At 60.9% G+C, this 12,797-nt stretch carries 9 protein-coding genes and 2 tRNA genes; 2 read left to right on the top strand and 9 right to left on the bottom strand.

Annotation, left to right across the window (positions count from 1 at the left end; genetic code table 11):
* Nucleotides 1-59: 59 nt before the first annotated feature.
* From V3W39_RS22035 to V3W39_RS22020, 4 genes are all read right to left on the bottom strand, one after another.
* Nucleotides 60-1,346 carry a virulence factor family protein gene (locus V3W39_RS22035; RefSeq protein ID WP_330213339.1) on the bottom strand — a complete coding sequence of 429 codons (1,287 nt, stop codon included), beginning with the start codon at nucleotides 1,344-1,346 and terminating at the stop codon, nucleotides 60-62.
* Nucleotides 1,346-3,988: a bifunctional lysylphosphatidylglycerol flippase/synthetase MprF gene (mprF, locus tag V3W39_RS22030; RefSeq protein WP_177046793.1), complete on the bottom strand. Its 2,643-nt coding sequence runs from the start codon at nucleotides 3,986-3,988 to the stop codon at nucleotides 1,346-1,348. Before mprF ends, V3W39_RS22035 begins: the two co-directional genes overlap by 1 nt.
* Nucleotides 3,989-4,268: 280 nt before the next feature.
* A tRNA-Met gene (locus V3W39_RS22025) sits at nucleotides 4,269-4,345 on the bottom strand.
* A gap of 206 nt (nucleotides 4,346-4,551) precedes the next feature.
* Nucleotides 4,552-4,628, bottom strand: a tRNA-Met gene (locus V3W39_RS22020).
* Nucleotides 4,629-4,919: 291 nt separating this feature from the next.
* Between V3W39_RS22020 and dinB the strand changes: the two genes are divergently transcribed.
* Nucleotides 4,920-5,978: a DNA polymerase IV gene (gene dinB, locus V3W39_RS22015; protein WP_177121902.1), complete on the top strand. Its 1,059-nt coding sequence runs from the start codon at nucleotides 4,920-4,922 to the stop codon at nucleotides 5,976-5,978.
* Between the two features lie 51 nt (nucleotides 5,979-6,029).
* Here dinB and V3W39_RS22010 read toward each other — a convergent pair whose 3' ends face one another.
* The 4 genes from V3W39_RS22010 to V3W39_RS21995 form a co-directional block, all read right to left on the bottom strand.
* On the bottom strand, nucleotides 6,030-6,983 hold the full coding sequence (locus V3W39_RS22010; RefSeq protein WP_330213338.1) for a hypothetical protein: 954 nt from the start codon (nucleotides 6,981-6,983) through the stop codon (nucleotides 6,030-6,032).
* A gap of 20 nt (nucleotides 6,984-7,003) precedes the next feature.
* On the bottom strand, nucleotides 7,004-8,719 hold the full coding sequence (locus tag V3W39_RS22005) for a proline--tRNA ligase (RefSeq protein WP_003208614.1): 1,716 nt from the start codon (nucleotides 8,717-8,719) through the stop codon (nucleotides 7,004-7,006).
* Between the two features lie 179 nt (nucleotides 8,720-8,898).
* Nucleotides 8,899-10,440 (bottom strand): AmpG family muropeptide MFS transporter, encoded by a 1,542-nt coding sequence (locus V3W39_RS22000; protein WP_177046780.1) that lies wholly within the window; start codon nucleotides 10,438-10,440, stop codon nucleotides 8,899-8,901.
* Between the two features lie 43 nt (nucleotides 10,441-10,483).
* A complete protein-coding gene (locus V3W39_RS21995; RefSeq protein ID WP_177046778.1) occupies nucleotides 10,484-10,846 on the bottom strand; it encodes an MGMT family protein in 363 nt (120 codons plus the stop codon).
* Nucleotides 10,847-11,000: 154 nt separating this feature from the next.
* Here V3W39_RS21995 and V3W39_RS21990 point away from each other — a divergent pair, with 154 nt between their 5' ends.
* Nucleotides 11,001-12,008, top strand: coding sequence for a DUF481 domain-containing protein (locus V3W39_RS21990; RefSeq protein WP_177046776.1), 1,008 nt, complete (start codon nucleotides 11,001-11,003; stop codon nucleotides 12,006-12,008).
* A 15-nt stretch (nucleotides 12,009-12,023) separates the two neighbouring features.
* On the opposite strand, the gene V3W39_RS21985 is transcribed toward V3W39_RS21990, so the two are convergent.
* Complete coding sequence (locus V3W39_RS21985; protein WP_177046774.1) at nucleotides 12,024-12,782, bottom strand: SDR family oxidoreductase; 759 nt, start codon at nucleotides 12,780-12,782, stop codon at nucleotides 12,024-12,026.
* Nucleotides 12,783-12,797: the final 15 nt, after the last annotated feature.

The raw sequence follows: 12,797 nt of genomic DNA, 5'->3' as shown, positions 1-12,797 counted from the left end.
CGGGCAATCAACAAAAAGCCCCCGGTGCCTTGCGGCAGCGGGGGCTTTTTTGTGGGCGCTTATTCGGCCTTGGGGGTGCCTTGACGCTTATTGATGATGTCCACCAGGCGCTGGGCCAGCGCCGGGTAATTCTCGTCGAAGTGATGGCCGCCAGGCAGCTTCACGGCTTCGCCGACAGCGGTCTTGTCGGTGCAGCCGCTTTCATCGACTTCTTCGGCACCGTAGATACATACCACTTTGGCCGGTGGCAGCTTGGCCATTTCCGGGCCGGTGGCGGCTTCTTTGCCGGCGTTGCCCAGCCAGCCTTCCACTTCGATCTCGAAGCTGCCGGTGCGGGCAAAGGCCAGCAGGATGATTGCGTCTACACGCTGCTGCTCGTTTTCCGGCAGGCGGTTGTAGATGGCCGGCAACACGTCGGCGCCGAACGAGTAACCGGTCAGCACGAAGCGCTTGGTGCCCCACTTCTGCCGGTAGTGTTGCATCAGCTCGGTGAGGTCCTTGGCGCTTTGTTCCGGGGTCTTGTGCTGCCAGTAGTAGCGCAGGGTGTCGATGCCGACCACCGGGTAGCCGATCTTGGCCATTTCCCCGGCCACGTCGCGGTCCAGGTCACGCCAGCCGCCGTCACCGGAGAGGAACAGGGTGACCGTGTCCTTGGCCTGGCCAGCCGGCACTTCGACCACCGGGATCGCCAGGCCGCCGTTGTCCGAACCTACCAGCTGTTTGCGCAGTTCGTTGTTCAGCACTTGCGGGTAGTGAACGTCGTAGTCGCTGATGCTGGTAGTGGCGCGCGGTGTATCGCGTACGAAACTGGCGGCATCGTCGTCAGGGTTGTCGTTCCAGGCGACCAGCCAGCTGCCGTGGGCCGAGGTTTTCGGCAGCGGGTCATTGCAGCCTGGCTGTGCGATTGCGAAGCCGACGGAGATGGCGTTGGCCTTGTCGTCGTTCTGTGCGGCCAGCCAGCGCCAGGCCAGGGATGCGCCAGGGCCGATGCCGCTGACCAGGGTCGCCGGGCCGGCAAGCTGGCCCAGGGCGGTTTGCAGGGCTTGTTCCTGCAGCTTGCAGTCGTCCTTGGGCAGGATCACCTGGACGATCTGCGCCGCGCCGCCTTGGCTGAGGGCGATCAGTTGGCTGTCGGTCAGGGTTTCGTCGGCCAGTACGGCCACGGCCACGCGGGCCTTCGGGGTAGTGCCGGGGGTTACCCGCGTCATGACCGAGCCATCGGCCTGGGGCAATTGCTCCAGGGCGGGCTGCGGGGCAGGGCGGTTCCAGTACCAATAGCCGCCACCCAGGACCAGGGCGAGCAGCACTACAAAGGCCAATACATACCGCCAGGAGCGTCGAATCATCAGCGTTTCACCAATCCAGTCAAGCCGCCCGCAATCAGGGCGGCGGTATCGGCCAGTGCCACCAGCGGATCAAGTCCTGCGGGCACGGCCATGTAACGGGGTTCCCAGTCAGGCTGGAACTTGTCTTTGAAGCGGCGCAAGCCTTGGAAGTTATACAGTTGCTCGCCACGGCGGAACACCATCGAGCCCAGGCGTTGGGTCAGCGGGGCGCCACGTCGTGGTTGCAGGCCCGACAACGGCACCATGCCGAGGCTGAAGCGGGCGTAGCCATGGTTCTTATAATGTTGAATCAGGCCGACCATCATGAATTCCATGGTCAACTTCGGCGCGTCCGGGTGCGCACGCATCAGGTCGAGACTGGCCAGGTCATGGCTGTAGGTCTCAAGCAGGTTCGCAAACGCTACCGGGCGCCCTTCGAAGCGAATGATCGCAATACGAAAGTGCTTGAGATAGTCGTCGCTGAATCGTCCGAGGGAAAAGCCCTTTTCCCGCACGTTCTTGCCGGTCAGCCACGCGTCGGAGATGACTTTCAGCTCCTCCATCGGGGCCTGGCCGGCTTCGTGGATCTCCAGGGACAAGCCGTCACGGGTCCCGCGGTTCCAGGTGTAGCGCAGGTCCTTCATCTCTTTGCCCTTGGCTTCCAGGTCAAAGCGTTTCAGGTCGACCCGGGCTTCTTCGCCCAGCTTGATCGCGGTCAGGCCGATGTCCATGTAGTACGGCAGGTTCTCTGCCCGCACCTGGTAGAACACCGGGCGCGCATGGTGAATGTCGCACAGGTCACGGAACTGCCAGATCATCTCGGCCCGTTGCAGGGTCGGGCCGATCGGGTCATACAAGGCCACCAGGCTGCGACCGCGACGCGCGTACATCAGGAACGCTTCGTCGTTGGGGTGAAACAGCAGGGCCTTGTCGCCGGTCAGGGCCAGGCCGCCGTCGGGTTGCGCCGAGTTCATCAGGATCTTGGTGGCGCGTTCCAGTTCGTCGGGTGTTGGCAGGTGGATGATCGGGCGCGCGGTGCGCAGCAGCCAGGTCAGCGAGACCACCACCAATACCACGGCAGCGCCCAGCAGCGAGCGCAGGCCACGTGGGGCGTTGGCGTCGAGGGTGAACTGCCACCACAGCTGATGGCTGTAGGGCACGTCCTGGTAGGCGAACAACAGCAGCCAGATCGACGCACCGAGCACGCACACGCTGGCCACCAGGTACAGCGGCGAGAATGGCAGTTCAGTCAGGCGGCTGGCGCGGTAGAACGAGCGCCGGAAGATCGCCAGCAGCACCGCCGTCATGGTCATCAGGCTGGCTTCTTCCCAGTCGAAACCCTTGAGCAGCGAGAGCAGGGCGCCGGTCAGCAGCAGCACCATGGTCAGCATCCACGCGGCGGACAACCGGCGACGCAGTCCTTGTGCCAGCAACAGGCAGAGCACGCCGATCAGGCTGGCACCAAAGTGCGAAGCGTCAATCAGGCGATGAGGAATCAGGAAGCCGATGTTTTCCAGGCGTGAGTCGATTTCCGGGGTTGCGCCGGAAAACAGCAGGACCACGCCGGACAAAAAAACCAGTACGGCCAGGATCGGTGCGGCCAGGCCCGAGGCCGCCCGCAGGCTTTGCTGCGTCTGGAACAGGCGCTGGGCTTCATTGATCAGCAGGAACACACAGGCGATCAACAGCGGCAGCACCACGTAGATCATCCGGTACAGCAGCAAGGCGGCCGCCAGTGGCGCAGCGCCAAGCTTGTCGGCAAAGGCCGCCAGCAGGATCGCTTCGAATACCCCGACACCGCCCGGCACATGGCTGAGCACACCCGCGGCCAGGGCCAGCAGGTACACCAGCAGGAACGGGCCGAAGGGCGGCGCTTCCGGCAGCAGCAGATAAAGCACGGTGGCGGCAGCGGCGACGTCGAGGGCGGTGATGATCAGTTGCAGGAAGGTCAGGCGACGGCCTGGCAGGCGCAGGGTGCGGCGCCCGGCCTTGACCAGCAGGTTGTCCGGATACGGTTGTTCCGGCAGGCGACGACGGTAGATGCCGATGCACAGTGCTGCGGTCAACAACAGTACAGCGCCTGCGATACCGCCGAGCAGGCTCGCCGGCAAATGCAGTGCGTTGGAGGCGGCGGGCAGGTTGCTCAGGGTGGCCAGGGCTGCCAGTGGTGGCAGGGCGCAACCCAGGGCGAGGCTGGCAAACACGGTCATGCGGGCCACTTCCGAGGCGCCGACGCCATACCGTGCATATAAACGGTAGCGCACCGAGCCGCCCGAGAGCATCGACAGGCCAATGGCGTTGCCGATGGCGAATGCGGTGAAGCCGCCGTAGGCCAGGGTCTTGGCCGGCAGTTTCACCCCGGCATAGCGGGCGCCGGAAAACTCATAGCCCAACAAAATGATAAAGCCTGCGACCGCGGCACCGAATGCGCCCAGCAGTGCAGGTTTCGGCACTTCCAGGATCGAATCGTGGAGCGCGTACAAGTCCAGCTCAAGCAGCAGGTGGCGACAGGCAATAAGGGCGATTGCGAACAGCAACAACGTGACGGCCAGCCCGATGGGTTGGCGGTATTTGCTCAACAGATCCAGCCAGCGCAAACGGGTGGGAGTGATCGGTTGTGTCGCTGTGACAGTGTCTTGTGGTTCAGACGAGTTGGCGCGCATCAATCACCTCGTGGATTGTGCGCGACAGGATGGAGGTATCCAGCCAAGTTACCAATCCCTATGGACAAAATAATTACAAATATTAACGCGTATCGCGAAGTGCAGCGACAGCGCCCATTGGTCGTAGAAGGACAGTGCTTGAAGACTTAGCATAGCTTGCAATGAGATGGACTCTACAAACCGTGTACGGTTTCATGAAAGATGCCATGCCATTGTTTCAAAAGGACTTTTTCGTCAGATACAAAAAAGGCCACTCTTTCGAGCAGCCTTTTTTGATGTTTGGTTGCGGGAGCCGGATTTGAACCGACGACCTTCGGGTTATGAGCCCGACGAGCTACCAGACTGCTCCATCCCGCGTCTGTGTGGCGGCATTCTACAGAGCAACGCCGGGGTGTCAACCGTTAATCGGCCGATGGGTCAAATAAGTGCGAATTAGCCTCGGATTGTCACGCACGGGTGGTAAGTGCGCGATTGGAAAAGGTTTTTTGTCAGACAATCGAAAAGAGGGCTAAAACAGACAGGCACAAAAAAGGCCACTCTTTCGAGTAGCCTTTTTTGATGTTTGGTTGCGGGAGCCGGATTTGAACCGACGACCTTCGGGTTATGAGCCCGACGAGCTACCAGACTGCTCCATCCCGCGTCTGTGTGTCGGCATTCTACAGAGGAACGCGAGTGTGTCAACCGCTGATTCAAAGAAAAGCGCTTGTGGTTCAATCGGTTAGCTCTCCAAGGTGGCCCCTTGATGGGCCTGCGGGCCAGTCTGGCCGAGGCTTTCAGCTCTATCGGGGGGTGAGTTTCGATTGAGAAAATGAATTCATGTGCGAATTTTCCCACCGCTTAGGCGGAAGATTCAAACTACTGGTGCTATATACAGGTGTGAGTGAGATACTGCCCGCCTGTTCGTTTTCTGCCCAGAACCACTGCCTTATATATGACGCAGCGCAAAATCATCCACGTCGACTGTGATTGCTTCTACGCCGCCATCGAGATGCGCGACGACCCGACCCTGGCGCAAAAACCGCTGGCGGTGGGCGGCTCGGCAGACCGGCGCGGGGTGATCGCCACGTGCAACTATGAGGCGCGGGCCTACGGTGTACGTTCGGCCATGTCGTCCCGGCACGCCTTGAAGCTGTGCCCGGACCTGACCATCGTCAAACCGCGCATGGATGCCTATAAAGAAGCGTCCAAGGAAATCCAGACGATCTTTCGCGACTACACCGACCTGATCGAACCGTTGTCCCTGGACGAGGCCTACCTGGACGTCTCTGACAGCCCACATTTCGGCGGCAGTGCCACGCGCATTGCCCAGGACATTCGCCGGCGGGTCTCCAACCAATTGCACATCACCGTTTCTGCGGGCGTGGCGCCGAACAAGTTCCTCGCCAAGATCGCCAGCGACTGGAAAAAACCCAACGGACTGTTTGTGATCACCCCCGACCAGGTCGAAGACTTTGTCTCGGCGCTGCCGGTGAAAAAGCTCCACGGCGTGGGCAAGGTCACGGCTGACAAGCTGGCGCGGTTGGGGATTGAGGATTGCCTGCAACTGCGGGACTGGAACAAGCTGGCGCTGGTGCGTGAATTCGGCAGCTTTGGCGAGCGCCTCTGGAGCCTGGCTCGTGGGATCGATGACCGTGTGGTGCAGAACGACAGCCGGCGGCAGTCCATCAGTGTGGAAAATACCTACGATGTCGACCTGCCGGACCTGCCCAGTTGCCTGGAAAAACTACCCGAACTGATGGACACCCTCGCCGGGCGCATGGCGCGCATCGACAGTAGCTATCGGGCGGGCAAGCCGTTCGTCAAAGTGAAGTTTCACGACTTTACCCAGACGACCCTGGAACAGGCCGGGGCAGGGCGGGACCTGGAGAGTTATCGGCAGCTGTTGACCCAGGCGTTCAATCGCGGCGGCAAGCCGGTGCGATTGCTGGGGATTGGCGTGCGACTGCTGGATTTGAGCAGCGGCAACGAGCAGCTTGAGCTGTGTTGGTAGGTTATCCGCGTAGCAGCTGTCGAGCCCCAGCGAGGCAGCTGCTACGGGAGGTTAGCGTGCCTCAGGGTCTGCCACCAGGCGCCCGGCATCCTTGGTCAAGGCCTGCAGGAATTCCTGCTGCAGCTCCGGATCATTACGGGTCAGCTCGATCAGGCTTTGTTCAAGCTCACTGGCTTCCTCTTCCAGGCCCAGCTCCGACAGGCGCTTGACCCGGTGCACCCACTCGTTGACCTCGTCGTCTTCCAGGTCGTCGTAGATCAGCGCATGTGCTTCGAGCAATTTGCCCCGCAGGGTGCTGCTGATGGCCAGTGACGAGTCCGAATGCACGTCATCCTGGGCATCCTCAACACTGATCTTCAGGGTGCTGATGCGGTTCAGGTCATGTTCGGCAAACGGGCTGTCCAACAGGTTCAGGCGCAGTACGCCATTACGGTCGGTGGTCAGGTCAAAGGTTTGCTTGCCGGCGGTCACCTGCACCGGGCGCTCGCTCCAGGGCAGGCTCGAATACTCCACGCGCTTGTCGCGCTGGACTTCATCGATGCCCGCCAGGTTTTGTTGCGCACGGCCGTTGGATTGCACGTTCATGAACGGGTTGATCCCGTCCACGCCGTAGCTGAGCCAGTCGCGGGTCATGCTCGCAGGCAGGTTGCCCAGGGCGAAGATATTCGCCACGTTGGCGCCGACACCCGCCACGAGCGCAACCGTGCCAAGGGGCATCTCATAGAGTTTGCGCCAAGGCTGGTAGGGCGTGTAGCGGTCGTAGCGACGGGTGACTTCGAATTCGGTGACCTCAAAGGTCTTTTGCTCGTGAATGCGAACCCGGCGTTGCGGCAGCTCCAGCACCTTGGGCTCGCCCACATCGATCTGCAGGCTGTGATCGAGCAATTTGCGCTCGATGCGTTCCTCGTGCTCGCTGCGTTGCGACATCTGGTTGGCGCAGCCGCTGACCAGCAGGGCGCCACATAACGTGGCGCCCCCCAGGGCTATGGTGTTTCGCTTGAACATGACGACTCTTGATCTGGTTTTCAGCGACGAATACGCGCCTGAAGGAAAGACAGCACGTCAGCCACCGGCAACGGTTGGGCTTCGGCTTCGGTCCGGCTCTTGTATTCCAGATTGCCATCGGCCAGGCCGCGGTCACTGACCACGATCCGGTGCGGGATGCCAATCAGTTCCATGTCGGCGAACTTGATGCCCGGGCTGGTTTTCTTGTCCCGATCATCCAGCAGCACTTCAAAGCCGGCAGCCGTCAGTTCGGCGTACAGCTTGTCGGTGGCTTCGCGTACTTGCTCGGTTTCGTAGCGCAGCGGTACCAGGGCAACCTGGAATGGCGCCAGGGCGTCGCTCCAGATGATGCCTTTCTCGTCGTTGTTCTGCTCGATGGCAGCCGCAACCACGCGGGAAACACCAATGCCGTAGCAGCCCATTTCCAGGGTGATCGGCTTGCCGTTCTCGCCCAGCACTTCGCACTTCATCGCCTTGCTGTACTTGTTGCCCAGCTGGAAGATGTGCCCGACTTCGATGCCGCGCTTGATTTCAAGCGTGCCCTTGCCATCCGGGCTTGGATCGCCGGCTACCACGTTACGCAGGTCGGCCACGGTCGGAACCGGCAGGTCACGTTCCCAGTTCACGCCGAAGTAGTGCTTGTCATCGATGTTGGCACCGATGCCGAAGTCGCTCATCAGCTCAACCGAACGGTCGATGATGATCGGCAGCGGCAGGTTCAACGGACCCAGGGAACCGGCGCCGGCGCCAATGGCGTCGCGCAGTTCGGAGTCGGTGGCCATGACCAGCGGGCTGGCAACGCCTGGCTGCTGGGCGGCCTTGATTTCGTTAAGCTCGTGGTCGCCACGGATCACCAGGGCGATCAGCTTGCCTTCTTCTTCGGCGCGCACGATCAGGGTCTTGATGGTCTTTTCAATCGGCAGATTGAATTTTTCCACCAGGGCCGCGATGGTCTTGGTCTCAGGCGTGTCCACCAGGCGCAGCTCTTCGCTTGGCGCAGGGCGGGAAGTTTCCCGTGGCACGGCTTCGGCTTTCTCGATGTTCGCCGCGTAGTCGGAACCGTTGCTGAACACGATATCGTCTTCACCGGATTCGGCCAGCACGTGGAACTCGTGGGAGCCGGCACCGCCGATGGAACCGTTGTCCGCTTCAACCGGGCGGAATTTCAGGCCCAGGCGGGTGAACACGTTGCAATAGGCGGTGTGCATGCGGTCGTAGGTGACCTGCAGGGACGCCTGGTCAGCGTGGAACGAATAGGCGTCCTTCATGATGAATTCACGGCCGCGCATCAAACCGAAGCGTGGGCGGATTTCGTCACGGAACTTGGTCTGGATCTGATACAGGTTGAGGGGCAGCTGCTTGTAGCTGCTCAACTCGTTGCGCATCAGGTCGGTGATGACTTCTTCGTGGGTCGGGCCGGCGCAGAAATCGCGGCCGTGACGATCCTTGAAGCGCAGCAATTCTGGGCCGTACTCTTCCCAGCGCCCGGATTCCTGCCACAGCTCAGCCGGTTGGGTGCTCGGCATCAACACTTCCAGAGAGCCGGCAGCGTTCATTTCTTCACGAACGATGGCTTCGACCTTGCGCATCACCTTCAAGCCCATGGGCAGCCAGGTGTACAGGCCCGAGGCCAGTTTGCGGATCATGCCGGCGCGCAGCATCAGCTGATGGCTGATCACGACCGCGTCGGAAGGCGTTTCTTTCTGTGTGGCGAGCAAATATTGACTGGTGCGCATGGTAGGCCGTTGTCGGTTGCTTGGACTTGAAATGACTTTGGATTGTACGGGCGCTTGCTGCCGACGTACAGGCATCTGGTTGCTGGAGCGGGGCTTCTGTGGGAGCTGGCTTGCCTGCGATGCAGGCAACACGGTGTATCAGTTGCACCGCGCTGATGCTATCGCGGGCAAGCCAGCTCCTACAGTGATTCGTTTTCCTCGGGAGGATTCAAGCGAATCCGCCGGCTTTCCTGGAACCAGTGCAAGGCGATCAGGATCAGCGTCGGCACACCCAGCAGGCAGGTGACCAGGAAGAAGTTGTGGTAACCGAATTTCTCGACCATCACCCCTGAATACCCGCCGATCAAGCGTGGCAGCAGCAACATGATCGAGCTGAGCAAGGCGTATTGGGTGGCGGAGAATTTCAGGTTGGTCAGGCTCGACAGGTACGCGACGAATGCTGAGGTCGCCATGCCTGAGCTGAAGTTATCCAGGGAGATGGTGAAAATCAGCATCTGCAGGTCCGGGCCCATGTCGGCGAGCATCACGAACAGCAGGTTGGTACCGGCCGATGCAATGCCGCCGATAAACAGGATCGGCAGGATGCCGAAGCGCACGATCAGCAGGCCGCCCATGCCGGCACCCAGCAGGGTCATGATCAGGCCGAACACCTTGCTGACGCCGGCGATCTGGTCCTTGGTAAACCCCTGGTCGATATAGAACACGTTGGCCATCACGCCCATTACCGTGTCCGACATCCGATAGGTCGCAATCAACCCCAGCAGCAGGAAGGCTTGCCAGCGGTAGCGCAGGATGAAGTCGTTGACCGGCGTGAGCACCGGCGCCAGGCCTCGGCGACCCATGGTCGACAGGCACAGGGTGGTCAGGATGATATAGAGGATGGCCCGCAGGAACGCGCGGTCTTCCAGCAGCAGATCCAGCAGGCTGACGCCGTGGAACAGCACGCTGGCGAAGTCTGTGTTGTACAGCTGGGTAAACATCGCCGGTACCGACACCAACAGCACGATCAGTACGAACACCGAGACCAACTGGTGCGCAAAACTGTAGCGCCCGGCCTGTAACTGGGTGCGCAGTGGCACATTGGGCTCGCGCATGAACAGGGTAGTCAGCAACGCAGGCACCATGAGCGCACCGAACAGCACATAAGTGCCAGCCCACGCCGAGTGCTTGTAATTGAAGCCGGTGGAGCCAAAGCCTTCAGCGAAGAACAGCGCGCCGGCGGTGGCCAGCAGGGCGGCCACGCGATAACCGGACATATAGCTGGCGGCCAACGCGGCCTGCTGGCTGTCGCTGGCGATTTCCAGGCGGTAGGCGTCGACGGCGATATCTTGCGTGGCGGAAGCGAAGGCGACGATCACGGCGATGGCGATCAGCCAGGAAAGGTGCTTTTGCGGATCGCAGAACCCCATGCCGATCAATCCGAGGATCACCAGCGTCTGGGACAGTACCAGCCAGGAACGACGACGTCCGAGCTTGCCGAGCAGCGGCAGGCGCCATTGGTCGAGCAAGGGCGACCAGACCCACTTGAAGGCGTATGCCAGGCCGATCAGGCTCGCATAACCGATGGTTTCGCGGGCCACACCGGCCTCACGCAACCACACAGAAAGCGTCGAGAACACCAACATGTAAGGCAAGCCGGCAGCAAAGCCGAGCAGCAACAGCACTAACGTCGAGGGGCTGGCATAGGCGGCGAGCGCGGCGCGCCAGGTTTTACGGGGCATGGGCTGGAGTCTGCCTCAGAATTACGCAAATAAAGCGCGCACTCTAACCGCTGTGCTCTACCGGGCGCCAGCCATGACGCTGAATATCAACACGATTGTTCAGGATGCTGACACCTTCGCCGCGCAAACGCGCGCGTTGCTCGTCACCTGAGGCACTGCCCACCGGCAGACTTATCCGACCGCCGGCACCCAGCACCCGGTGCCAGGGCAGTTTGGTGTCCTCGGGCAGTTGGCTCAGGGTACGGCCCACCCAGCGCGCGGCGCGCCCCAAACCGGCGAGGCGCGCCAGCTCCCCGTAGCTGATTACGCAGCCCTCAGGCACTTGGGCGAGAGTCAGGTACAGCACCGTGCGGCGCATTTCGGCCGGGCTTTGCGGGGCGTCGGTCGTTTCGTTCACGCTGGGCATATCCGATGAAAATGTCCGTCTATTTGTAGGAAACGTCTGCAAATCTAACGTTAAGCATGGAACTCGATAGCAATACCCGAGTCAGTCCTTGCTAAGAAGTTATCCACCCCGATAATGCCCGTTTTTTCGCCAAACTCGAGCCCCATATCTGCTTATGTTGTCCAGAACCCTGCTATGCCTCGCTGTTTTCAGCGCCTCCACGCCGCTGCTCGCCGATACCGTCTGGTTGAAGAACGGTGACCGCCTGACCGGCAAGATCAAGGTTTTCGACGGTGGCAAACTGTTGATCCAGACCGACTACGCTGGCGCCATCCCGGTAGACTGGAAGCAGGTCAAGACCCTGGAAAGTGACCAGGAGCTTCTGGTCAAGCAGGATGCCTACACCGGTGAGAAGGCCAAGTCCCTGCAGGCGGCGGATGACGGCAAAGTCACCCTGGCCAACGGCGAAGCGCCCAAGACGGTCGAACTGGCCAGTATCCAGCAGATCATCAAGCCCAAACCCGTGATCGAAGACCTGGTGTGGAAGGGCAATGTCGATATGGCGCTGGACTATAAGCGTGCGGAAAAAGACACCAACGACTACGACATCGACTTCAAGACTACCGCGCGTCATGGCCAATGGCGGCATACCGCTCAGGGCGAATACAACCGCGAATTCCAGGACGATGTGACCACCACCGACAACTGGGCGCTGGAATACGACCTGGATCGGTTTCTTACCGAACACTGGTTCTGGCAGGGTCGCCTGACCTACAAGCGCGACAAGGTCGAAGACCTGTCTCGCCAGCGCACGGTGGGTACCGGCCCGGGCTACCAGTTCTGGGATGACGAACTGGGTGCGTTCTCCCTGGGTTCGCTGGTCAACCGCACCGATTACGAATATCAGGACGGCGGCAAGGACAACTTCTACTCGCTGGCCATGAAGTGGAACTACAACCGCTACCTGGTGGGCAAGACCGTCGAATTCTTCACCAATGGCGAGCTTGGCAAGCCGTTGGCAGGGCCGTCCGACTATTCCCTGGACGCGGAAATGGGCCTGCGCTACAAAGTCACCGAGTGGGCCTCTCTCAACCTCAAGGCCGAGCGCGACGTTATTAGTGGCGACTCGGAAAGCGCGTTGAGCAAGACCCGCTATACCGCTGGGTTCGGCGTCACCTGGTAAAGGGCCATCGGGTCATTACAGGCGCAACCCGCCGTCCATTTCCAGGATCCGCCCGGTGTAGTAGTCGTTCTCGAAGATATACGCCGCCGAATGGGCAATCTCCTCGGGCCGCCCCATGCGCTTGAGGGGAATGCCCGAGGTCATCTTCTCCAGTGCCTCGGGCTTCATGCCCAGGGTCATCTCCGTCTCGATAAACCCCGGTGCAATGCCCGCCACGCGGATGCCGTAGCGCGCCAGTTCCTTGGCCCAGGTCACGGTAGCGGCCGCCACGCCGGCCTTGGCGGCGGAGTAGTTGGTCTGGCCGACGTTACCGGCGCGGGAGATCGATGAGATGTTGATGATGGTGCCCTGATTCTTCAGCTCCACCATTTTTGCCGCCACTTCACGGGTACACAGGAAAACGCCGGTGAGGTTGACGTCGATCACCGCCTGCCACTGGGCCAGGCTCATCTTGGTCATCTCGCCGTCCTTGACCTTGAGCAGCAGGCCATCGCGCAGGATCCCGGCGTTGTTGATCAAGCCGTTGATCGCACCAAAGTCTTCGGCGATCTGTGCCACGGTCTGGGTCACCTGTTCTTCATTCGCCACGTTACATAGGTAGGCCCGGGCCTTCACGCCATGGGCCTGGCAGGCGGCCACCGCCTGGTCGAGCTTTTCCTGATTGAGGTCCACCAGCGCCAGGTGCGCGCCTTTGGCTGCAAAATACTCGGCCATGGAACGGCCCAAACCCTGGCAACCGCCGGTGATAATGATTACTTTGTCGTTGAGATGCATTCGCAAGTCCTGTGG

Origin of the sequence: Pseudomonas sp. Z18(2022), from assembly GCF_036346535.1 — a bacterium.
Classification (GTDB): domain Bacteria; phylum Pseudomonadota; class Gammaproteobacteria; order Pseudomonadales; family Pseudomonadaceae; genus Aquipseudomonas; species Aquipseudomonas yamanorum_A.
Note: the sequence above shows the minus strand (reverse complement) of the source record. Positions and strands in the feature narration are given on the sequence as shown.

Bases quoted from the DNA above. Each gene is read 5' to 3' on its own strand.
- V3W39_RS22035 (WP_330213339.1), bottom strand. From the start codon at position 1,346: ATGATTCGACGCTCCTGGCGGTATGTATTGGCCTTTGTAGTGCTGCTC.
- mprF (WP_177046793.1), bottom strand. From the start codon at position 3,988: ATGCGCGCCAACTCGTCTGAACCACAAGACACTGTCACAGCGACACAA.
- dinB (WP_177121902.1), top strand. From the start codon at position 4,920: ATGACGCAGCGCAAAATCATCCACGTCGACTGTGATTGCTTCTACGCC.
- V3W39_RS22010 (WP_330213338.1), bottom strand. From the start codon at position 6,983: ATGTTCAAGCGAAACACCATAGCCCTGGGGGGCGCCACGTTATGTGGC.
- V3W39_RS22005 (WP_003208614.1), bottom strand. From the start codon at position 8,719: ATGCGCACCAGTCAATATTTGCTCGCCACACAGAAAGAAACGCCTTCC.
- V3W39_RS22000 (WP_177046780.1), bottom strand. From the start codon at position 10,440: ATGCCCCGTAAAACCTGGCGCGCCGCGCTCGCCGCCTATGCCAGCCCC.
- V3W39_RS21995 (WP_177046778.1), bottom strand. From the start codon at position 10,846: ATGCCCAGCGTGAACGAAACGACCGACGCCCCGCAAAGCCCGGCCGAA.
- V3W39_RS21990 (WP_177046776.1), top strand. From the start codon at position 11,001: ATGTTGTCCAGAACCCTGCTATGCCTCGCTGTTTTCAGCGCCTCCACG.
- V3W39_RS21985 (WP_177046774.1), bottom strand. From the start codon at position 12,782: ATGCATCTCAACGACAAAGTAATCATTATCACCGGCGGTTGCCAGGGT.